This is a genomic window from Vibrio tubiashii ATCC 19109, from assembly GCF_000772105.1.
Lineage (GTDB): Bacteria > Pseudomonadota > Gammaproteobacteria > Enterobacterales > Vibrionaceae > Vibrio > Vibrio tubiashii.
Genome location: NZ_CP009354.1, coordinates 2,314,876 through 2,337,652 on the forward strand (window position 1 = coordinate 2,314,876; position 22,777 = coordinate 2,337,652).

Genomic DNA, 22,777 nt, shown 5'->3' on the forward strand with positions numbered 1-22,777 from the left:
ACCAAGTAGACGAAAAAAGCCCCAGTCTTTCGACTGGGGCTTTGGTCTTTTCCCGATAGATAAGTGTCGTGCTAGCGAAAACTTATCTCATGCTGAATCTTACTTATTATGCTTCAGCTTTTGCTTTCTTAGCTTTTGGTGCTGCTTTCGCTGCTTCTTGGTCTGCTTTCTTCTTGATAACTGTAGTACCTTCGAAAGTTTCACCTTCAACGAACGCTTTACCGTAGTAAGAAGCAAGTAGAACTTCTTTCAGCTCAGTGATTAGAGGGTAACGTGGGTTAGCACCTGTACACTGGTCATCGAACGCTTCAACAGCTAGCTCGTCTAGTTTCGCTACGAAATCAGCTTCCGAAACACCCGCCGCTTGGATAGACATTGGAATGTCTAGGTTACCTTTAAGCTCATCCAACCATGCTAGTAGACGTTCAATCTTCTGAGCAGTGCGGTCACCAGCTTGGCTTAGGCCTAGGTGGTCAGCAACTTCAGCGTAACGACGACGTGCTTGTGGGCGGTCGTATTGAGAGAACGCAGTTTGCTTAGTTGGGTTATCGTTCGCGTTGTAACGAACAACGTTAGAGATTAGTAGTGCGTTCGCCAGACCGTGTGGTAGGTGGAACTCAGCACCAATCTTGTGAGCCATAGAGTGACAAACACCTAGGAATGCGTTCGCAAATGCCACACCAGCGATAGTTGCTGCGTTGTGTACTTTTTCACGAGCGATTGGGTCGTTTGCACCGTTCGCGTAGCTTGATGGTAGGTATTCCTTAAGCATCTTAAGCGCTTGTAGAGCTTGACCATCTGAGTATTCGTTCGCTAGAACAGATACGTAAGCTTCTAGAGCGTGAGTTACTGCATCGTAACCACCGAACGCTGTTAGAGACTTAGGCATGTTCATTACTAGGTTCGCATCTACGATAGCCATGTTTGGCGTGATTTCGTAGTCAGCTAGTGGGTACTTAGCACCAGTCTTGTCGTCGGTAACAACAGCGAATGGAGTAACTTCTGAACCCGTACCTGAAGTGGTAGTGATACAAACAAGCTCAGCTTTTTTACCCATTTTAGGGAACTTGTAGATACGTTTGCGGATATCCATGAAGCGCATTGCTAGTTCAGCGAAGTGCGTTTCTGGGTGCTCGTACATTACCCACATGATCTTAGCCGCATCCATTGGAGAACCGCCACCTAGCGCTAGGATAACGTCTGGCTGGAAGCTCTTCATTGCTTCAGCACCTTTCTCAACAACAGATAGAGTTGGATCCGCTTCTACGTCGAAGAATACTTGAACTTCGATGCCTTGAGCTTTCAGTAGTTTCACTACTTCATCAGCGTAACCGTTGTTGAATAGGAAACGGTCAGTAACTAGGAATGCGCGTTTCTTACCTTCTAGGTCGCCAAGAGCGATTGGAAGGCTACCACGACGGAAGTAGATAGACTTAGGTAGTTTGTGCCACAACATGTTTTCAGCTCGCTTCGCTACAGTTTTCTTGTTGATAAGGTGCTTAGGACCTACGTTCTCAGAGATAGAGTTACCACCCCATGAACCACAACCTAGAGTTAGCGAAGGTGCAACGTTGAAGTTGTAAAGGTCACCGATACCACCGTGAGTCGTTGGGATGTTTACAAGAATACGTGCAGTTTTTAGCTTGTCACCGAAGTAACGGATGCGGTCTGCGTTTGTGTCTTGGTTTGTGTATAGGCCAGATGTGTGACCGATACCGCCGATTTCAACCATAGTTACCGCTTGAGCTACTGCGTCTTCGAAGTCGTCAGCGCGGAATAGACCTAGCGTTGGAGATAGCTTCTCGTGAGCGAATGCGTCATCGTAAGAAACTTTACCTAGACCTTCACCAACAAGAACTTTAGTGTCTGCAGGAACTTTAACACCTGCTAGCTCAGCGATTGCTGCTGCTGGTTGACCAACGATTTTAGCGTTAAGTGCGCCGTCGATAAGAAGGACTTTACGTACTTTATCTGCGTCAGCTTTGCTAAGTACAACGGCTTTGTGAGTTGCAAAACGCTCTTTCACTTCGTCGTATACTTCGTCAACTACGATTGCAGCCTGCTCAGAAGCACATACTACGCCGTTATCGAAAGTCTTAGACATTAGGATAGAAGCTACTGCTCGTTTAACGTCAGCAGTTTCGTCGATTACTACAGGAACGTTACCTGCACCAACACCGATTGCTGGCTTACCAGAAGAGTAAGCAGCCTTAACCATACCTGGACCACCAGTTGCAAGGATAAGAGCGATGTCGTCGTGCTTCATTAGACCGTTAGAAAGCTCTACAGATGGCTGATCAATCCAACCGATGATGTCTTTTGGAGCACCCGCTGCTACTGCTGCATCTAGAACCAGTTTCGCTGCATCGTTGGTTGAGTTTTTCGCACGTGGGTGTGGCGAGAAGATGATGCCGTTACGAGTTTTTAGTGAGATTAGTGATTTAAAAATTGCAGTAGATGTTGGGTTAGTTGTTGGTACGATACCACAGATGATACCTACAGGTTCTGCGATAGTCATTGTACCTAGGTTGTCGTCTTCTTCTAAGATGCCACAAGTTTTTTCATCTTTGTATTTGTTGTAGATGAACTCTGACGCGAAGTGGTTTTTGATAACCTTGTCTTCAACAATACCCATGCCAGACTCTTCAACCGCTTGTTGTGCTAGCGGGATACGAGCGTGGTTAGCTGCTAAAGATGCTGCACGGAAGATTGCGTCTACTTTCTCTTGAGAGAAGGTTGCAAACTCTGCTTGTGCCGCTTTAACGCGAGCAACCATTGCATCTAGTTCAGCCATATTAGTTACAGGCATAGTGAATCTCCTAAATTGATAAATATTAAAAACTTTTTAGTAAGGCCACTGTGATTGTTAGAACAGAGTTCTTAGTAAATCGCTTTCAGGACTGAGTATATTATTTCAGGTTATGAAAAAAATTGACCCAGATCAGTTCTGAAAAACTATTTACCCACTTAGTGGTACAAGAATCTCAATTTTTCGTTTAAATCCATATTTATCATAGACTTAAATCACAAAATATCATTGAGCATTTTTGCATCAATTGAACAACTAAACTTGCAATCTGACCATATTTTGTAAAAAAGTTTCATTTTCTGACCACAGACTTACATGTAATCCATAAACTTTGTGCTACTGAGAGTATATCCAAAGCGAACTATCTCTCTATAATCGGACTTATTTTTTACTGAAAATGTGCGAATGTTAACGTTTATGTAAAACGCTCATTTTTTCAACCACATTCTACGTAACAAAGTATGTCATTAGTATTTACGTTTTTTTCAATAATAAGATTTTCTCAGTAATGGCATCGTTTTAACTTTAGTTTTTTTCATTCGTTCATGGGCAAATTTTCAACTATATTCCGCATGTAATCCGTTTCCTCTTTTACTTGTGTAGGCACACCGAATGCAAACGTTCGAAATCGCAATCTTTTTGCAGTTTTTTCTTGGCTTAGTCGCAGCAGTTAACCCTGTTGGTATCATGCCTGTGTTCGTTTCTTTAACCGGTCATATGACTCAAGAAGAGAAAAACAAAACGGCAGTGACCGCCAACTTAGCAGTGGCTATTATTTTGGTTGTCTCTTTAATGGCAGGCCAAATGCTGCTCGACATGTTTAGCATCTCGTTAGACTCGTTTCGTGTGGCAGGCGGGTTGCTGCTGCTAAGTATCGCCTTCTCGATGATGAGTGGTAAGCTCGGTGAAGATAAACAGAACAAACAAGAAAAGTCGGAATACGTCAGTCGCGAACAGATTGGTGTTGTGCCATTAGCGATGCCCCTTATGGCAGGCCCCGGTGCAATCAGCTCAACGATTGTTTATGGCTCGCGTTATCCAGGTATGTTTGATACCGTTGGAATCATAGTCACCATCGTACTGTTCGCACTATGCACGTGGCTTCTGTTTCGCTCTGCACCACTTATCGTGCGCTTCCTAGGTCAAACCGGTATTAACGTCATCACGCGTATTATGGGTCTTATTCTGGGCGCTCTAGGCATTGAGTTTATTGCTAACGGCCTACGCAATCTCTTCCCTGGGTTAGCCTAATCAAATTAATCGAGTATGATAGAGCGACCTAAATCAATATCGCTCTATCATGCCGAGACACTCTTTAAAGCATCACCTTTACGTTATTATCTTTGGTACCCACACTAAAGCTGGGCGAGCATTTGATCTCGCGCTTATTGTGGCGATTTTGTCTTCTTTGATCGTACTGGTCTTAGAGTCCATTCCGTCTGTTAAAGCAAGCTGGGGTACACAACTTAGATACGTTGAGTACACCTTTACTGCTTTGTTCACACTGGAGTACTTGTTAAGACTCTACTGCTCTCCAAAGCCAGCCGCTTATGCGAAAAGCTTTTACGGTGTGATTGATTTACTGGCCATTCTCCCCACCTATTTAGCCTTCTTCTTCCCGGCGGCTTCGTTTATGGGTGTGATCCGAGCGTTGAGGATAATGCGCATCTTCCGCATCTTAAAACTGGTGCGTTATCTACAAGACTCGAATATCTTGCTTAGATCTCTGCTGATGGCAAAGCGTAAGATTTTTATCTTCTTTACCACAGTTGCCATTTTGGTCACTATTTTTGGTGCACTGATTTATGTAATTGAAGGACCAAAAAACGGCTTTACCAGTATTCCACAAAGCATCTACTGGGCGATCGTGACCATTACCACGGTCGGATATGGTGATTTAGTGCCGCAAACCGCTCTGGGTAAAGCCATCGCCTCGATGACGATGCTGTTGGGTTACTCAATACTGGCGGTACCTACTGGTATTATTACGGCTGAACTAAACCAAGAGATGAGCTCACACAAGACACTGGTTAAATGTCCGAACTGTATGCAAACGGGACATGATAGTGACGCCCTACACTGTAAGCACTGTGGTAGCGAATTAGCTGACCCTGATCTGCGTGTGGTGCCTGTTGAAAAGTCAACTTAGTTTTGAATAGCGTATCGCTGGTCTAAGTATCTGACGGTTAACCAACCGAAGATCAGCGCGCTAAACCATGACGATACGGCAAGCCAACTTAACCAAGTGCTTATAACAAGCCCGCTCGCCAGTAGCATACCTATGCAGTACGTCACCCTCGACACTCTTAGGCTATGACTATTCGCAGCCCACACAGCCGCTAATATGGTTGCACATGCTGACAGACCAACACCGATTACATCAGAAATGAAGACGACATCTGTCCACCAGCCGACATAACAAACCCCACCACTGCCAAACTCTTCTGGGCAGAACAGTATCGCGGCCCATGAGATTAACTCGCCAACCAACATATGGGTAACGATCCATGCTGCGATCGCCGCAACGACAGCAAGAAAGATACGTGGGATACTCATTGATTACCTTAATAAAAAAGACCCTACTAAAAGAGTAGGGTCTTGATTGATAAAGGCAAATCTAATTGAGGTTAAGCTATTTCATTCAAGATAATACGTAGCGTACGACGTAACGGCTCAGCTGCGCCCCACAGCAGTTGGTCACCAACCGTAAACGCGTTTAGGAAATCATCTCCCATTGCCATCTTACGTAGACGACCTACTGGAATTGACAAGGTACCTGTTACTTTCGCAGGCGTTAGCTCTTGCGCTGTGATATCGCGATCATTCGGGATCACTTTAACCCAGTCGTTGTGCGTTGCGATCATCTCTTCGATCTCGTCCATAGGCACATTTTGCTTCAGCTTGATAGTCAGAGCTTGAGAGTGACAACGCATCGCGCCAATACGAACACAGGTTCCATCAATTGGCACTGGTGCATCACTGAAACCAAGAATCTTGTTCGCTTCAACTCCTGCTTTCCACTCTTCTTTGCTTTGACCATTGTCGCGCTTAACATCAATCCAAGGGATCAGAGAGCCTGCTAGTGGCACACCGAACTTATCTGTTGGGAAAGAGCCGCCGCGCATGGTGTCAGCGACTTTCTTGTCGATATCTAGAATTGAACTTGAAGGATTAGCTAGCTCAGAGCTGACGGAATCATTGATCACACCCATTTGCGATATCAACTCACGCATGTTTTGAGCGCCCGCACCCGAAGCCGCTTGGTAAGTCATCGCGCTTGTCCACTCAACCAGACCTTTCTCAAATAGGCCACCTAAACCCATCAGCATCAAACTCACTGTACAGTTACCACCAACAAAGGTATTTGTACCACCGTGGATACCTTGTTGGATCTGGCTTAGGTTGACAGGGTCTAATGTAATAATCGAATCTTGCGCCATACGTAAAGTTGATGCGGCATCAATCCAGTAGCCTTTCCAACCTGCTTGGCGTAGTGCTGGGTAGACTTTTTCCGTGTAGCTACCACCTTGACAAGTGATCACTGCATCTAGCTGTTTTAGGCTCTCAATATCGAAAGCATCTTGAAGTAGGCCTGCCTCTTTACCTAAGTTAGGTGCAGGAATACCGATCTGAGATGTGCTGTAAAAAACTGGCTCAATAAGGTCAAAATCTTTCTCTTCAACCATTCGCTGCATTAGCACAGAACCCACCATGCCACGCCAACCGACTAAACCTACTCTCATTCTCAACTCTCCGTGTATTCAATTTTAAAAAGGGAATAGCTCAATATTCAATTTTCGCAGCAAAATCTCAAGAGAAAATTGCATCAAATCTGTAACTTTTATTTCTTATTTCCTTAATGCCGACCAGAAGCCTTGTTTTGTAGACTTTTTCACCACTTGTTATTTACCTCTACAAAAACACGCCACAGACAAAACAACAACGAAAAGTTCGTGCCACACAATATTTACAATTAGAAACAACTATCACGATAAGATTTAACGTTTAACCACATTTTTAACTAGCAATAATTTAATCAACAGACACAACTCACACGAAAGCGACAATTTATCGAAATATTATTCTATCTAATGTAGAGTGCCCTACGTCCTTAAAAAGGGGTTAACACTCCTTCGTAAGCAGAACTGTTCCCCTGTTTACATTTGCTAATAAACAATTAAGAGGCTCCGTATGACACAACATACTCCCCGTCTGCCAAGCTTGATGCAGGTTGTTGTCTCCCTTGGGTTATTCTTGCTAATGGCGTTTTCGTTCACCGCCAAACTTGATTTACCCATTCAGCTAGCTCTATACATTGGCTGGTTCATTATCATCGTTTTAGGTATCCGTTTAGGTCACAAATACAAAGAGTTAGAAAAAGCAGCTCTGAACGGAATTTCTAACGGACTAGGTGCCGTACTCATTTTACTTGCCGTTGGTGCTTTGGTCGGTACCTGGATCTCAGGTGGTATTGTTCCAACTATCATCTACTATGGTCTGAAAGCTATCCATCCTTCAATTTTCCTTTTAGCCACGATGATCATCTGTTCCCTAACCGCTCTGGCGACAGGCACATCATGGGGCGCTGCGGGTACTGCTGGTATCGCGATGATGGGTATCGGTCAAGGTCTTGGTGTTCCTGCTCCAATTACCGCAGGTGCAGTGCTATCAGGCTGTTACTTCGGCGATAAGATGTCTCCGCTGTCAGACTCAGTTATCTTGGCTTCATCAATGTCTAACGTTGAAGTAGTTGAGCACATTAAAGGCATGCTGCCAGTTGCCCTGATCAGTTACATTATTACCGGAATCATGTTTACTGCGTTTGGCTTCCACTACGCGGGTAATGTTGATATGTCTCAGGTGCAATCTGTTATCCAAGCGATGGAGCAACAGTTCTACATTACACCTTACTCTTTTGTGCCTGTGGTTATCGTGCTTGGTTTACTCGCGATGCGCATGCCTTCTTTCCCGGTCATCAGCTTTGGCTCACTGCTGGGTATTATCTGGGCAGTGATGATTCAAGACGTAGACTTCCTACAAGCATTCAATACCGCTTGGGCACCTTTTGAGATTGAATCAGGCGTTGGTTTCATAGATTCGATTCTTAACCGTGGTGGCATGTCATCAATGCTTGGTTCAGTGGCGGTTATCGTATTTGGTTTAGGTTTCGGCGGCCTACTAGATAAAGTCGGTGTACTAGAAACGATTGCTAAACTGTTTGAGCGTCGCGTTCAAAGCGCTGGTTCTCTAGCAACTAGCACCATTGGTACTGCATTTATGGGTAACGTATTTGGCTCAGCGATGTACGTATCTCTTATCCTAACGCCTAAGATCTGTGCTAAGAACTACGACCGTTTGGGTTACAAACGCAAGAACCTGTCACGTAATGCAGAGTTTGGTGGCACATTGACTTCAGGTATGGTGCCATGGAGTGACAACGGTATCTACATGGCGAGTATTCTTGGTGTCGCAACCCTCTCTTACGCGCCGTTTATGTGGTTGAGCTTCGTATGTATCATCGTCACCATAATCACTTCTTACATGGGTTGGTTTGTTGATAAGTGTGAACCGACGGCGACCGTAGAAGTTGCTGACGAAGAAACAGAGTTAGCTAAGCAAACAGCTTAAACCCACTCAACAAATAGCAAAAGCGCCTCAACTGAGGCGCTTTTTTATTGCTTATCTAATCGACCTTCTTGGCCGCGCTCCGTTTACCTAACAGGTAACCTAAGCCTAACGGCGCGAAGAAAATAGCAACGATAAACAACACAAAGTAGATGATAGTGCTCTTAATCAATACCACGAGCTTATCCATCGCAAGAGCAACAACGTCTTGCGAAACTTTATCAATATCTCGGGCAAACTTTTCTCTTTCGGCACTAATGATTAAAGCAATTTCAGCCCGTTCACGGGCGACCATCTGCTCCAACGCCTGACGCTCAGAACTTAATTGCTCCAACCTATCTGCAGTACGATTGTCAATCTCTTGCACCAGCGGCTTAAGTTGAATCGACATTTGACGAGCAAGGTCTTCCATATACTGAGGGTTGTTGTTAACGAAATCTTGGAACGACTCAGACGTGAGCTGAATACTCTTAAGCGTTTCTGTCAGTTGTTCACCACTAACGCTACTGTTCATCGCGATAAGCTGCGCCTTCCAAGTCATGAGTTTAGGCGTCTGCTCAGAGACTAAACTTAATCGGTCAGACACATCCCCTAACGCTTCTGGCATAGTCCCGAGGGTTGAAACCGCTTCATCTTCACTAATTTCATGCGCTTGTAACCAAGCTCGATAAGCCGGAGTACGGATGAAAGAGAGATCTTCAAATGGATGAGCGCGAGCGAAATCCGTCACAAACTGCTTCGTCGATTTATAGTGCGTCCCTTTAAATAATGATTTCGCCAGTTTATCGATTTCATTGGTTAACTGATTGGATACTTGCTGAGCATGTGGTGTGCTAAATAGCTCTTTACCCGCACCCGATGCGAAAAACTGATTCATCTGCTCGGTAAACACCCAAGCATCGACCAGAGCGGCAGTTGGATTGACTTGGTAAGTCGATTGCTGGATACCCTCTTCCGCATTTATTTTCCATAGTAAGACGTAGGATTGGTGCACTTTATCCTGTGAGTCATAACTGGCAGAGATAGCATCTGCGGCTTGCTCGACTTGAGAAAAAAACTGTTGGGTATACTCACGCGTCAGCAAACGCATGTTCAGCTCTTGTTGGGTTAGCGGCGTAGTTTGGCTATCAAACTTAACCTCGAGTAATGAACAGCCACCACTCAACAAAATAGCAGTTAGAAGCCAAATTTTAGCAAAACGGCTCATTTGAATTTTCAACCTCAAATAGACATAAAATACGCGCGATATTCTATACCTTAAAAGTCAGAATACAGTTAACTATTGATAGTATTACGCTCTTTTAAGAAAACTCTGGCTTCTTCAATAGCGCGATCTAGGCGAACTTTCAGCTCTTCAACCGTGCTTGCCTCGACGTTTTTGGTATCTTTGAGCGCGACTTCAACTTTACCCGCTGCTTCACGTAACTTAGTCGCACCTAGGTTGCCTCCTACCCCTTTTAAACTATGGGCTTTTCGTTGTGCTTCTTCAGGAGATTCGTTAACTAGTTGAACGATTTTATCCGCATCTCCGGTGTGATCTTCAATAAAGACTTCAAGCAACATACACACCGATTCCATATCGTTGTTTAACGACTCAAGCATCTTGTCGAAATCAATTTCACTTTCGTTCGCTTCCGATATTGGCGGTATAGGTTCCGCTTGAGCGTTCGGACTCTCGATAACGGGCTCAATAGGCGCTTGCGGTGCAGTCACGACACTGTTGGCAACTGGTGACGGACTTGCTGCACTTTCTTCAGGTTCAGGTGTTGATGGTTTTGTCTCTTTTTCGTCCTGTAGAGTTGGAATTCGAGTTGGTTTGGTTTCACTGGCACGCAGGAGTGATAAATAACCGCCCAGAATAACCAAGGTCAGTAAGACCCCGAGAATAACATGTCGAATAAGCAGTTGATCAAACTCCCCACGTAGCACACTGATCTGATTCAGCACATCGTGAGTTTGCAGTTTCTCTACAATATATCGACCTTGCGCGTAGCCACCTAAGACAGAAGAGACTTGTGCCAATACCTGTTGTAGGTCTTGGCGCTCTTTAGCCGATAATTGATTAGATTGAGAGTATATATTGTCGAGGTCTCGATAAACTTGGGGGCTAGAGGCGCTATCACCAAACACGGCTTCAAGCATGTTGGTACTAAGGCGGAAGTAAACCACTTCTGTGCTCTGTCCCTGATAGCGCTCACGCATGGTACCAATCTGGTCGACCAAGCTCAGGAGATCAAGGTTGTTATCTAGATAGACTTGGGACTGCTCGATAAAGCGATCAGTGGTAAACAATAATCGGTTAATGTCTGGCAATAACCAACTGCTTTGATAGTGGGCATCAAGCTGAAGACGCAGGGCGTAGATAAGCTGCAAGTTAAGAGATTGAGAATCCGCCATGTTTTCTCTATATGGCGAATCAAAAGAAAAAGCATCACGCAATTCTTGGATGCTCGTGCCTAATTCATAGACCTGTTCTTTAGTAGATTCGATTGAACGGTAACTGCTCGCGATTACAGCAATACTCACAACCCATACTGCTAACAATATCCAGCCAATTTTAAGCGCTTTCCCATCCATGCTCTTGCCTGTAGATAAATCCCTAGTAATACAAGAATATACACTATCAAGCAGAAGTGGAGGACTAACTAGCAAAATGTTGCAGTCAGTCCTATTCTAGAGAGGCTATTTATTACGTGTTAACTGGTCACGTAGATTTGGTGGTGTGCCTTTGATCGTTAACGTATCGGTTTCTGGATCGTAAAAAATACGCTCACCAAGCAATAAACTATCAAAACTTACATTCAGGCCACCGCCCGCACCTACATACTTAGTCAGCTTGCGTACGGCAGTGCGATCACCAGGGAAACTCTCTTCTAGTTCGTAGCCTTGTTCTTGAGTGTAATCCAAGAAGCTAGTGCCATCTTGAGAAGGAGGCAGTTCACCGGACAGTTCACGAACTTGAACTTCATCACCTGATTTTATTTGCTCATTGCAGTAATCAGCGACTTGCTTTTTGTAGCTGATAGCTTCGTCTTTCTCTAACTTAGAGTCGGCACAGAAATCTTCAACCGCTTGCATCAACACTTGGTTTTGTACTTTGGTGTCTAAACCGACTTCTGCTTGTAAGAAATCGAGGAAAAAGTCAGCCACTTTACGACCGACACGACCTTTGATGTAAGCTAAGTAGCGATTTGACTCTTTGTCAGTCTCGAAGCTGGTTAAGTCGATTCGCGCTGCGATGTCCATCTTGCTTAAGTCAAGATAGTCCGTTGCGCTGATCTCTAGACCTTCTGTCACCTTAAGGCTTTGATTTGATGGAATGATCGCCACAAAAAGATAATCTGTTGCCAGTGACTGATATTCAGCAAAAACTAAGATACCTTCGTCAGCAAACGGGTATTTTGATAATTCATCTTTAAGGCGGTTAGCACTTAACTGTGAGAAATCGTAAAAGTTTTGATTTCCTTGACGAAGATCTTGCAACCAGTTGTTAAATTCGCTGTCAGACTTAAAAGAACCAAAGCCTTTACCGGCTTTCGAGTTGAACACACGATGAAGCTCGGCAACTAGGTCTTCGGTCGAAGTATCATTAGATAGAGACTCTGAACGAAAGTTAACAACTAGTTCATCTGCGTCGTTTTTCTGTAATTGATGTAGGATAACGTTTGAAAGATGAAGGCTCATGATGAAATTTATCGCCGCGTAGGTTTCAGTTGCGTGGCATTGTAGGTTATCATAAGCCGCTTTACTATCATCATTAGAGTCTTTATGCCGATTACATCTAAATACAGCGACGAACAAGTAGAACAAATCCTTACTGAAGTAGCTGCGGTACTTGAAAAACATGCAGCGGGTCCAGAGCTTGCGTTAATGATTGCTGGAAATATCGCTACCAATGTCTTAAATCAAGATGTTGCTGCTTCACAACGCAAAGCAATTGCTGAAAAATTTGCAGAAGCGCTTGTTTCTTCAATTGAAGATAAAAAACACTAAAAATAATAACGGACAATAGAACACTTACATGGTCGATAACGGAAATACATACGGTGAACGCGTATCGCGTTTAGTGGGATGGGGACACTGGTTCGCCTTTTTCAACATCATCGCTGCAATGCTGATCGGTACCCGTTATATCTCTCAGTCTCCGTGGCCAGAGACCCTACTTGGTCAATTCTACTTGATGATTTCTTGGGTCGGTCATTTTGGCTTCCTGGTTTTCGCCTTATACCTATTGGTTCTATTTCCACTCACGTTTGTTATACCGTCACGAAAACTGTTCCGTTTAGTGGCGGTTTGTTTTGCGACTGTAGGATTGACGATCCTACTTATCGACACGCAAGCCTACCAAACCATTAATTTGCACCTAACGCCCGTAGTTTGGGAAGTGTTGTTTAGTGATGAAAGTTCGACAATCAGCGTTGATCTGCAGCACTTGTTTATTGTCTTACCGCTGATATTTTTACTCCAACTCGCGTTGTCTGAGTGGGTATGGCGTAAACAACGTAAACTGTCACACAAACATGTTGGTCGCCCATTATCGGCGCTGTTTTTTGTTAGCTTTATTGCTAGCCACCTTATTTATGTGTGGGCGGATGCTTATTTCTACAATCCGATCACCGCTCAGCGCGCCAATTTCCCACTTTCCTACCCAATGACCGCTAAGTCATTTATGGAAAGACATGGCTTATTAGATCGCGAAGAATACCTCAAACGCCTTGAGCAAAGCCAAGATAGCATTGAGTTGGTAAGCTACCCGCTCGAAACCATCGAGTTTAATCGCCGTGCTAATCCGCTCAATATCCTAGTCGTAAGTGTTAATAATCTGCGCTCGGATATGCTGACCGAACAGGCCATGCCGGCAACTTACGAATTTGCGCAGAACAACCTGAACTTCACCAACCACTACAGTTCAAGCAACGACTCATTTGGTGTATTTGGCTTGTTTTATGGTTTACCAAGCAGCTACTCAAGTAGCATTAAAGCTCAAGGTTCAAAGCCAATCCTTATCGATACCTTGCTTGAAAAACAGTACCAATTTGGTCTGTTTAGTGCAGATAACTTCGACGAGCCTCTATACGGTGAAACCGTTTTCCGCGGCATGAACTTTAATGGTATCGCGTTTAACGATGCTAAATCGGCTGATAACCAAGCAATAGATGCGTGGTCTGATTGGGTACAGCAGCAAGGTAAGAAACCTTGGTTTAGTTATATTGAACTGACAACCGTAGATAATTTCAGCGCCTACAACGACAGTGACCAACAGCTACCGACTGGTGAGAAGCTAAAAGCGGGATACAAAAACTCGGTTGGTCAAGCAGACACTGAGCTAAGCAATTTGCTTGAGCAAGTAAACGCGCTAGAGCTTGATGAGTCGACAGTAATTGTCATTACCTCTAACCACGCCACTGAGTTTAATGAAACCAAAACTAACAGCTGGGGTTCAAACACCAACTACAGCCAGTACCAGCTAAAAGTTCCTATGGTTATTCATTGGCCTGGCAAGCTTGCAGGTGAATACAAGCACAGAACCAGCCACCTAGATATGTCAGTGACCCTACTCCAAGATTTGCTTGGGGTTTCATCTAACCCAACAGACTTTAGCAGCGGTCGTAATCTATTCGATGAGCGCAAACGTCGTTGGATTCTAGCGGGTGATTCTCGTGAACTTGCTTTGATTACGGCGAAAAACACCACGGTGATTGATAAATTTGGCAATTACAAACTGTACGATTCCAATTACCAACGCTTAAAAGATGAAAATCCGACACTACCTGTGTTGATGCAAGGTTTGACTGAGCTGCAGCGTTTTTACGCAAAAAGTAACTAAATCATAGCCTTATAGGATTGACCCTCTAATCATTTAAGTTTAGATTAAAGGCATCGGACTGTAGCGCAGCTTGGTAGCGCACCGTCATGGGGTGTCGGGGGTCGCAAGTTCAAATCTTGTCAGTCCGACCATTACACCTAGAGCCTGTTGTTTTTATAAGCAACAGGCTTTTCTTTTGCCTAGTAATTCGCTTCTAGTAGCAATTGACGCCCTCCCCATTCCTCATAAAGGCTTGCTAGCAAATGGCTGTTTTCACTCTGCCAAACGTTATAAAAGCATAATAAATCGTCGTCTATTCAAGTTTTTACCGCCAAACGCTCATTATTAAAGCAAACAGTAAAATTAGGGGTTTACAACTTTTCTCAACCTCTATATTATTCGCTTCAACAACGGAGAGATGGCTGAGTGGTTGAAAGCACCGGTCTTGAAAACCGGCATACGTTAATAGCGTATCTAGGGTTCAAATCCCTATCTCTCCGCCACATTCAAAACCCTAGTCGAAAGACTGGGGTTTTCTCGTTTTTAAGCAAGAAAACGCGATAGGGATTTATTAAATCCCTAGTTGGGCGCAACCCCGGCACTTCGCCACATTCTGTAAAAAAGCCGCTAAGCAATTAGCGGCTTTTTTCGTTTTAAATCATTCTAAAGATAATCGATATCTTCATGCTCTCCCTGAACATAACTGCCAAGGTGAGTTGAAAAGCGTTTAGCCTCAATCAACTCGATAAGCTTATCTTTGAGTTCTGCCGGATACATTCTTTTACTTGCGAGTTCAGTGAGTGGTAGCCACTCGACATCCTGAATGTATTCCTCATCGTTCAAGCCCGATAGATTATCGAGACTTGGAACACCGCTATAAGATTCGATCAAATAGAAGAACTCAGCGTGGTAGCGCTGTTTATGCGTTTCGAGAAACTCCCTTACGCAGATAAGCTCGCCAACTTGAACATCTATGCCCGCCTCTTCTTTAAACTCACGAACCACACAGGCTTTCGAGCTTTGATCGCTTGGCTCCATACCACCACCGGGTGGAATCCAATACTCACCGGTAAAGTCTTTCACTTTAACAAGTAGCATTGCACCGTCTTTAATCAATATCCCTGCAGCGCGAATTCTGTGTTCCATGATAGATCCTTTAACTTACGTATACGTTCAGCGCAGCGCGAATAAGCTGCATATGGATTGGGACAAGCGCTTGATGTTCTGTACAATACCCACCTCCAACCACACACGCTATCGGTAACTGTTTTTTCCGAGCCAGTTGAAACATAAACACATCTCGCGTGTAGATAGCGTCACTAGAGATGCTCAAATACCCTAGCTCGTCATCTTCATGAATATCAACGCCTGCGTCATATAGAATGAGATCGGGCTGATGTAGATTAACAGCCATTTCAACCACCGAGGTGAATGCCTCAAGAAACTCAGCATCCCCCGTATCCCTGCCTAACGGTACATCGAGATCAGAATCTGGCTTACGCGCAGGGAAGTTCTTTTCACAGTGGAAAGAGAGCGTAACTATCGCGTCCTCTTCTTCACACAGTGTTGCCGTGCCATCTCCATGATGTACATCACTGTCAACAATCAAAACCTTATCTATCCCTTCAAAAGTCAGTGCCCTTTTGGCCGCCAACACCAGATCGTTAACTAAACAGAAGCCACTACCAAAATCTCTGTGCGCATGGTGATATCCACCGCTTAAATGGATAGCGACACCATGCTTAACAGCCTGATGAACCGTTTCGCAGGTTCCACCAGCAGACGTCAGCGTCCGAGTAATCAGTGTCTCGCTCCATGGAAACCCTATACGACGCATCTTTGGCGCAGGTAGTTCACCTGACGTAAGAAGTTGTATGTAGTCAGGACAATGAACTTGACTCACTTCCACCTGATCAACTGGGGCTGGCTGCACATATTGAAAAGCCTGCTGCCATACCGGGTTTACAGCTCGCTGCTGTTCTATTGCTTCAAACAGCAGTCGATATTTATTGATTGGATAGCGATGCCCGTCAGGCAGCGGCAGCTCAGAATAGAGAGAGTGGTAAATCAGAGGAATCATAACAACACAAAGTCCATAAGGTTGGATTCATGGTATCAGCTTGATTTGCGGTTGCAAAACAAGTTAAATGATAATGGTTACCAATACCATGTAGAGGGCTAATTTTGAATACTCGATACTACTTGTTACTAGGGGTTGCGGCTGGAACTTTATCTGCCCTGTTTTTGTTTCTAGCGATGTTATTAAGCAGTTGGTTTTTGATAAAAATGGTTCTTTCCTAGCCGTATAGAACGTCCTAGATTGTAAGAATTTTACGTTCTATGAAAACTTTCAGCATAGTGAAAGCATTCAAAGCAAGAGGCTTTTTTAAGCGCAAAGCATTTGAATGTAACGTGATATACCTTATAGAAAATCATGAAATGAAAGCGATTTCATTGAATTCATCACCGGTGAGAAAAATAGATATCCAATTGTTTTTAATATTAATAAACGACTCATAATTCTAGAGTGTAGTTTCATGACAGTCTCCTCCTAGGCGTGGTGTGAAGCGCTCAAACCTTTTCATCCATTTCATTTTTTAAGATTCCCAATAGAACAAAAACACAATGTCATATAGGGAATTATCATGAAAAAACTTAAGCTATTGCCTATTTCAATTGCAGTGGCAGCTTCGCTTGCTTCCGTCACCTCTTTTGCTACTGAAACTGAACTACAGGCTCTCGAACAACGCATCCAAGAACTGGAAAGCCGGATGCAGACCGATTACGTCAATGACCAGCAACCTGCCGTGCTATCACCTGATATTGAGGTTCCTCTTGGAGTGGTCTTCTCTGGCTATGCTCGCTATGGCGCACATTACCAATCCGGAGACCAGAAATATGTTCAGGTCGATGGTTCATTTAATGGCTCGTCAGCGATTGGTCGTTTAGGCAACGAAGGCAATGGCGGAGAGTTCCAGTTGGCAAAGGTCTTTCAAAGTGACAACGGCGCTATCTGGGATGTTGTAGTGATGTTCGACCATTGGGGCGATGAGGTAAACATCAAAAAAGCCTACGCAGGTGCAACCAATGTATTTGAAAGCCAGCCCAACGCTTATGTATGGGCAGGGCGTGACTTCCACCAGCGTCCACAACAAGGCATTAATGATTACTTCTGGATGATGCACGATGGCCAAGGAGGGGGGATCAACAACCTAGAACTTGGCTCGGTCAAACTTGATTTTGGCGTAGTCGGTGCCGTTGACAGCTGTAGCCCAACGATAGAACCAGGTGCTAATCCTTCAATCAATTGTACTGGTGGTGCGGGTACTGGCGACAGTGGCGCTTACGCTTTCACTTCTAAACTGCATGGTATCAATCTTGGCTTCGCCGACCTTGAGCTGTACGCTAACTACGGATTTGATTCAGAAGCGATTGATGATGCAAAGAGCATTAATGCGTACCAACTAGGAGCGGTTTTCTCTCGCCCAAATAACAATGGCTCTAACCGACTGGTACTAAGATACTCTGATAACGCGGATAATGGTGTTTTCTGGAAAACCGATAATCTGACGACGCTCTATGCGAGCTTTGAAGGTAATTCTACTCTTGGTGAAAGTGCCGCTGTTGAGTACTTGCTTGCCTACCACGATTATTCAGTCGATGGCTCTTCAAAGGTCGAAGATGAGCGAACCAACTACAGTGCCATCGTTCGCCCTATGTACTTCTGGAATGATGTCCACTCGACTTGGTTGGAAGCAGGTTATCAAGTAGTAGACTACGCCAGAGCCTCTGATGACAACTCTGGTTGGAAAGTGACGCTTTCACAAAACATCGCCTTTGATTGGGGATCTGGTGCACGTCCAATGCTCCGCTTCTACGCAACAGCAGGTGAAGTCGACAATAAAGCAACCGCAACAACAACCGCTAAGCAAGATACCTTTAGCCTAGGCGCCATGTGGGAAGCCTGGTGGTAATCAGCACAATACTGTCCAACTATTTCGCTAGCAATCTAACAATATTCCGCTAGCCGCTTCAACTTAACTCCAAACCATTTGAGCCGCTTTTTAGCGGCTCTTTTTTTGTCGGTAGCAAAACCTAGATTCAATCATCTCAGCAATACATTTGTGCATCAAATAACCATTTCATGAAACAGTTTCATGAGGTAGATAGAAACTGCATACCGCTTCATCCTTTGAACAATAAGGCTTTTCAGGGCTTATTTGAGTGTGATTTTTCTCACATAGGCTTTAACTAAGATCTTTAATACTAAGCCTCATGAAAGCGGTTTCGAAAACGTTCATGCGTTTAGGTGAAAAGCAGTTGTAGAGGTAAGTTGTGGCAACCATAAAAGATGTTTCTGAGTATGCAGGCGTTTCTCAAGCGACAGTATCTCGCGTCATCAATGGCACGAGTCGAGTAAGCCATGACAAAAAGCTCAAGGTTGAGAAAGCCATTCAAGTTCTGGGTTACCGCCCAAACTCAATTGCTCAGGCACTCGCATCTAGCCGCACTGGCAGCATTGGCATCATAGTCCCTGAGCTCGGTGGTCCGTTTTATTCTGGCATCCTGCATAGTATTGAAAAAAGGCTACGCCGTTTTGGCTATCACGTAATCGTCACTGCTGGCTCAAATACCGAACAGGGCCAACGTGAGTCGGTGGAATTTCTACTTGGGCGTAGAGTCGATGCAATGATTTTGCACACTCAGCACCTCTCAGATGACTACCTCACAGAGCTTGAAGCAAAAGGAGTGGCTTTGGTTTTGGTCAATCGTTTCGTACCAGAACTAGCGCAGAACTGTATCGAAATTGATAACGAATTAGGGGGCCAACTGGCAACCGAATATTTGTTGCGAATGGGGCATCGCGACATTGCATGTATTACCGGCCCTCTGGACAAATCAGATGCACGGGGGCGTCTGCAGGGTTACCGCAAAGCGATTGAAGAAGCGGGACTCCTGTTCGACGAAGCACTGATTTCAGAGGCCGGTTTTACCGAAGAGTCTGGAATAAGCGCAATGCGTAAGCTGCTCAAGCGTGAACGCCCTTTTACAGCCGTTTTTGCCAGTAATGATCATATGGCTTTCGGCGCTTTTGAGGTATTGAAAGAGCACAAAATTCAGGTCCCAGAACAGGTGTCACTGATTGGCTTCGATGACATTTTGTTCGCTCGTTATATTTCGCCGCCTCTTACAACCGTGAATTTTCCCATTGAGCAAATGAGTGCCGAAGCGGTTCAACTGGTTATTCAAATACTCAACAAAAACAAGCGAGATGTGAGCTTCAAACTGTCACCTACCCTAGTGCCTCGAAGCTCAGTAAAACAACTCTAAATAAAGTCATTTAAGGACAAGAAGATGAAACTAAAAACTTTGACGCTTGCCACTGTCACCGCACTTGGACTTGCTACGACAGTCAACGCCGCCGACTCAAATATTCGCTTTGACGGCTTCCCAGATTTCGATAGCAGTCTCAAGGTTCTACTGCCTGACTTCGAAAAGGAGACAGGAATCAAGGTCGATTATCTGATGAACAATCATGGCGACCACCACACCAAACTGACCACTAACCTTGCGACAGGCTCAGGTGCAGGCGATGTTATTGTCGTTGATGTTGAAAAAATTGGCCCTTTTGTCGCTTCTGGCGGTTTAGTTAACCTATCTGAAAACTATGGTGCCGATAAGTTTGCCGAGAGTTTTGCTCCTTATGCTTGGGCGCAAGGTAAAGGTGCCGACGGTGATGTTTATGGTATGCCTGTCGACCTAGGCCCTGGGGTAATGTACTACCGCAGTGATGTGTTTGCTAAAGCGGGCATTGATGTAAACCAAGCGATCAAAGACTGGGATTCTTACATCAAAGCGGGTGAAGAGCTGAAGAAAAAAGACGTTTACCTGATTGCCTCTGCGGCCGACGTTGCCCAAGCGATTATCTTCACCACTGTGCCTGAGGGAGAAGGGCTCTACTTCGATACAGACGGTAACCCTGTGGTCACCTCTGAACGCTTTGTACATGCATTCGAAGTGGCAAAAGAGATCCGTGAAAAAGGCTTAGATGCGCGAATCTTAGCGTGGTCAAACGAATGGTATGAAGGTTTCCGCAATGGCACCTTTGCCACTCAATTATCTGGTGCATGGCTGCTTGGTCACCTCAATAACTGGATCGCACCTGAAACCGCAGGTAACTGGGGCGTTTCTCACCTACCAGATGGTATCTATGGTAGCTGGGGTGGCTCTTTCCTCTCAATTCCAACTCAGTCAAAACACCAAGATGAAGCGTGGAAACTGATTGAATACATGACAACGCGTCGTGATATTCAACTTAAGCACTTTGAAACCATTGCGGCATTCCCAGCCAACACCCAAACCTACGATGACGCTTTGTTCCAAGAGGAAGTCGAATTCCTCGGTGGTCAAAAAGCCCGTTTGCTGTTTGCTGATGTGGCGAAAAACATCAAGCCTGTCGCTCCGGCTAAAGGTGACCATGTTGCTCGCTCGATAATCTTAGAAAATGCTCTGATGGAAGTGCTTGATGAAGGTAAAGACATCAAAACTGCACTCAAAGAAGCAGAACGCATGATTAAGCGTCGTACACGCAATCTTTAATTGGTTACATATTTGGTAAGAAAGGAAGGCGTACTGCGCCTTCCTGACTAGAGGTCGTTACTATGAATCATGCAGCGAGCAAGGTTATGGAAACATCACAACGCGAAAGCCTTTTTTCTCGCCTGAGTTTGAAAGCGCTTACACCGTATGGATTCCTACTGCCGTTTTTGATTATTTTCTCGGTATTTGGGATTTTCCCACTGCTTTTTTCTATCTATCTCTCTTTTCATGAGTGGAACCCGGTCGAAGGCCTTGGCGCTATGGACTATGTGGGGCTAGAGAACTACCACATTGCCCTAACCGACCCTTGGTTGTGGCGCTCATTAAAAAACACACTCTGGCTTGCGATTACGTCAGGTGTGGCACAGCACTTAGTCGCTCTGCCCGTTGCCTACATTTTGGTCTCGATGGGGGATCGTCTTCGCCACTGGTTAACATCCGCGTACTTTCTTCCTTTCATTACCTCGACGGTTGCGGCATCGCTGATCTTTTTCAACATGTATTCGCCCAACTCAGGAATCATTAACCAAAGCTTGATGGCATTAGCGGATAGCTCTTTGTTTGGCTGGGCATTTGCTTGGGTAAATGACTACCAACCAATCCGTTGGCTTGATGACGCCACCATGGTGAAACCGTCTATCGCAATTATGGTGTTCTGGAAATACACCGGCTTCAACATTGTGCTCTACACAACCGGTTTGATGACAATTCCAAAAGATATTCTTGAAGCCGCCCGTATGGATGGTGCTAACGCTTGGCGTCGATTCTGGAGCATTTCATTACCTATGATTCGTCCATTTATCTTCTTTGCAGTCACCATGACCATCATCGGCAACCTGCAGCTGTTTGAAGAACCGTTCGTGTTAACACGTGGCACGGGTGGTACCGGCCAATCTGGCTTAACCATCTCAATGTACTTATACAAAGTGGGTTGGGAATGGCTTGAAATGGGCACCGCTTCAGCGATCTCTTGGCTGCTGTTTATGTTGATTGCTGGCTGTACCGCAATTCAATTCTTCTTCTTCGGTAAAAAAGGTCTGGGAGAGCAATAAGATGACGACAAACTCGATAACTTCTCCTCGCTGGCGACCAAGTGATCGTAGCCTAGAGATATTTACCAAGCTGCTGATGGCATTACTTGCTGTAGTCCTGATCGTTTCTGCGATTATGACCGTGTTCCCTTTCCTGTGGTCTGCACTGCTATCCACGCGTGATAGAACGGAGATCTTTGGCTCTGGGATCAGCTTCGCTATCGGCGACAGCTTAGCGGTTAACTACGCCAAGCTATTGGAAATCATGCCATTCTGGCAAGCGATGTTTAACTCAATCTACATCGCGTTTTTGGGCACCACGATTTCATTACTGTTTTGTAGCATGGGTGGCTATGCGTTTGCTGTCTACAAGTTCAAAGGCAAAACCTTGCTGTTTGGTATGTTGGTCGGCTCGATGATGATCCCACCAGTGCTCAGTTTGATCCCCTACTTCATGATCGTCAAATTCCTTGGCTTGCTCGATAACCATCTAGCTGTGTGGCTGCCGTTTACCACTACACCATTTGGTATTTTCCTGATGCGACAGCATGTCGTTGCGTCAGTACCTAAGGAGTTGTTAGAAGCGGCTAAGCTCGATGGCGCAGGCGAGTTTAGAACCTACTGGAGTGTTGTCCTACCACTGATGAAACCCGCTCTAGCAACACTTGCTATCGTTCAATTCGTTTTCTTCTGGAACATGTTTATGCAGCCTCTGGTTGTACTCACTACTCCAGAAAACTATGTCATTACCCAAGCGCTACGCAGCGTCCAAGGTATCCCAAATACCCCTTGGGGAGCGGTCATGCTAGGTACAACCATTTCGATTCTTCCACTGGTTGTTACTTATCTATTCGCGTCGAAACAAATGATTAGCGGCCTGACGTCAGGCGCTGTTAAAGGCTAAAA

18 protein-coding genes and 2 tRNA genes are annotated in these 22,777 nt (G+C 44.8%); 12 read left to right on the forward strand and 8 right to left on the reverse strand.

Annotated elements, in window-relative coordinates; translation table 11 throughout:
• Window positions 1-106: 106 nt before the first annotated feature.
• Window positions 107-2,809: a bifunctional acetaldehyde-CoA/alcohol dehydrogenase gene (gene adhE / locus IX91_RS10405; protein ID WP_004748499.1), complete on the reverse strand. Its 2,703-nt coding sequence runs from the start codon at window positions 2,807-2,809 to the stop codon at window positions 107-109.
• 612 nt (window positions 2,810-3,421) lie between these two features.
• On the opposite strand from adhE, the gene IX91_RS10410 reads away from it, so the two are divergent.
• Window positions 3,422-4,060 (forward strand): YchE family NAAT transporter, encoded by a 639-nt coding sequence (locus IX91_RS10410; protein WP_004748498.1) that lies wholly within the window; start codon window positions 3,422-3,424, stop codon window positions 4,058-4,060.
• A 49-nt stretch (window positions 4,061-4,109) separates the two neighbouring features.
• Window positions 4,110-4,958 carry an ion transporter gene (locus IX91_RS10415; protein ID WP_004748496.1) on the forward strand — a complete coding sequence of 283 codons (849 nt, stop codon included), beginning with the start codon at window positions 4,110-4,112 and terminating at the stop codon, window positions 4,956-4,958.
• On the opposite strand, the gene IX91_RS10420 is transcribed toward IX91_RS10415, so the two are convergent.
• Complete coding sequence (locus IX91_RS10420) at window positions 4,955-5,365, reverse strand: hypothetical protein (RefSeq protein ID WP_004748495.1); 411 nt, start codon at window positions 5,363-5,365, stop codon at window positions 4,955-4,957. The two genes, IX91_RS10415 and IX91_RS10420, sit on opposite strands and share 4 nt — an antisense overlap.
• A gap of 71 nt (window positions 5,366-5,436) precedes the next feature.
• Window positions 5,437-6,552, reverse strand: a complete 1,116-nt coding sequence (gene asd / locus IX91_RS10425) for an aspartate-semialdehyde dehydrogenase (RefSeq protein ID WP_004748493.1) — start codon at window positions 6,550-6,552, stop codon at window positions 5,437-5,439.
• Between the two features lie 448 nt (window positions 6,553-7,000).
• Between asd and nhaC the strand changes: the two genes are divergently transcribed.
• Entirely contained in the window at window positions 7,001-8,437 is a 1,437-nt protein-coding gene (nhaC, locus tag IX91_RS10430; protein WP_004748491.1) for a Na+/H+ antiporter NhaC, read from the forward strand.
• Window positions 8,438-8,492: 55 nt separating this feature from the next.
• On the opposite strand, the gene IX91_RS10435 is transcribed toward nhaC, so the two are convergent.
• The 3 genes from IX91_RS10435 to yejK form a co-directional block, all read right to left on the reverse strand.
• Window positions 8,493-9,641, reverse strand: a complete 1,149-nt coding sequence (locus IX91_RS10435) for an MPN domain-containing protein (protein WP_004748490.1) — start codon at window positions 9,639-9,641, stop codon at window positions 8,493-8,495.
• A 68-nt stretch (window positions 9,642-9,709) separates the two neighbouring features.
• The gene (locus IX91_RS10440; RefSeq protein WP_004748488.1) at window positions 9,710-11,011 is read right to left on the reverse strand and encodes an Hpt domain-containing protein; all 1,302 of its coding nucleotides are present in this window, start codon (window positions 11,009-11,011) and stop codon (window positions 9,710-9,712) included.
• Window positions 11,012-11,116: 105 nt separating this feature from the next.
• The gene (yejK, locus tag IX91_RS10445) at window positions 11,117-12,118 is read right to left on the reverse strand and encodes a nucleoid-associated protein YejK (protein WP_004748487.1); all 1,002 of its coding nucleotides are present in this window, start codon (window positions 12,116-12,118) and stop codon (window positions 11,117-11,119) included.
• Window positions 12,119-12,202: 84 nt separating this feature from the next.
• Here yejK and IX91_RS10450 point away from each other — a divergent pair, with 84 nt between their 5' ends.
• From IX91_RS10450 to IX91_RS10465, 4 genes are all read left to right on the forward strand, one after another.
• Window positions 12,203-12,427, forward strand: coding sequence for a YejL family protein (locus tag IX91_RS10450; protein ID WP_004748486.1), 225 nt, complete (start codon window positions 12,203-12,205; stop codon window positions 12,425-12,427).
• 28 nt (window positions 12,428-12,455) lie between these two features.
• Window positions 12,456-14,261: a DUF3413 domain-containing protein gene (locus IX91_RS10455; protein WP_004748484.1), complete on the forward strand. Its 1,806-nt coding sequence runs from the start codon at window positions 12,456-12,458 to the stop codon at window positions 14,259-14,261.
• A gap of 54 nt (window positions 14,262-14,315) precedes the next feature.
• Window positions 14,316-14,392: transfer RNA gene (locus IX91_RS10460), tRNA-Pro, on the forward strand.
• A gap of 260 nt (window positions 14,393-14,652) precedes the next feature.
• Window positions 14,653-14,743, forward strand: a tRNA-Ser gene (locus IX91_RS10465).
• Between the two features lie 160 nt (window positions 14,744-14,903).
• On the opposite strand, the gene IX91_RS10470 is transcribed toward IX91_RS10465, so the two are convergent.
• Window positions 14,904-15,386, reverse strand: coding sequence for an NUDIX domain-containing protein (locus IX91_RS10470; protein WP_004748482.1), 483 nt, complete (start codon window positions 15,384-15,386; stop codon window positions 14,904-14,906).
• Window positions 15,387-15,396: 10 nt separating this feature from the next.
• A complete protein-coding gene (locus IX91_RS10475; RefSeq protein WP_004748480.1) occupies window positions 15,397-16,320 on the reverse strand; it encodes a histone deacetylase family protein in 924 nt (307 codons plus the stop codon).
• Between the two features lie 565 nt (window positions 16,321-16,885).
• Between IX91_RS10475 and IX91_RS10485 the strand changes: the two genes are divergently transcribed.
• The 5 genes from IX91_RS10485 to IX91_RS10505 all read left to right on the forward strand — a co-directional run bounded on the left by IX91_RS10485 (window position 16,886) and on the right by IX91_RS10505 (window position 22,775).
• On the forward strand, window positions 16,886-18,214 hold the full coding sequence (locus IX91_RS10485; protein ID WP_004748478.1) for a carbohydrate porin: 1,329 nt from the start codon (window positions 16,886-16,888) through the stop codon (window positions 18,212-18,214).
• 361 nt (window positions 18,215-18,575) lie between these two features.
• Window positions 18,576-19,571, forward strand: a complete 996-nt coding sequence (locus IX91_RS10490; protein ID WP_004748476.1) for a LacI family DNA-binding transcriptional regulator — start codon at window positions 18,576-18,578, stop codon at window positions 19,569-19,571.
• Window positions 19,572-19,595: 24 nt separating this feature from the next.
• Window positions 19,596-20,840 carry an ABC transporter substrate-binding protein gene (locus IX91_RS10495; protein ID WP_004748475.1) on the forward strand — a complete coding sequence of 415 codons (1,245 nt, stop codon included), beginning with the start codon at window positions 19,596-19,598 and terminating at the stop codon, window positions 20,838-20,840.
• Window positions 20,841-20,902: 62 nt separating this feature from the next.
• On the forward strand, window positions 20,903-21,892 hold the full coding sequence (locus tag IX91_RS10500) for a carbohydrate ABC transporter permease (protein WP_004748474.1): 990 nt from the start codon (window positions 20,903-20,905) through the stop codon (window positions 21,890-21,892).
• A gap of 1 nt (window position 21,893) precedes the next feature.
• Window positions 21,894-22,775, forward strand: a complete 882-nt coding sequence (locus IX91_RS10505; RefSeq protein ID WP_004748472.1) for a carbohydrate ABC transporter permease — start codon at window positions 21,894-21,896, stop codon at window positions 22,773-22,775.
• Window positions 22,776-22,777 lie beyond the last annotated feature (2 nt).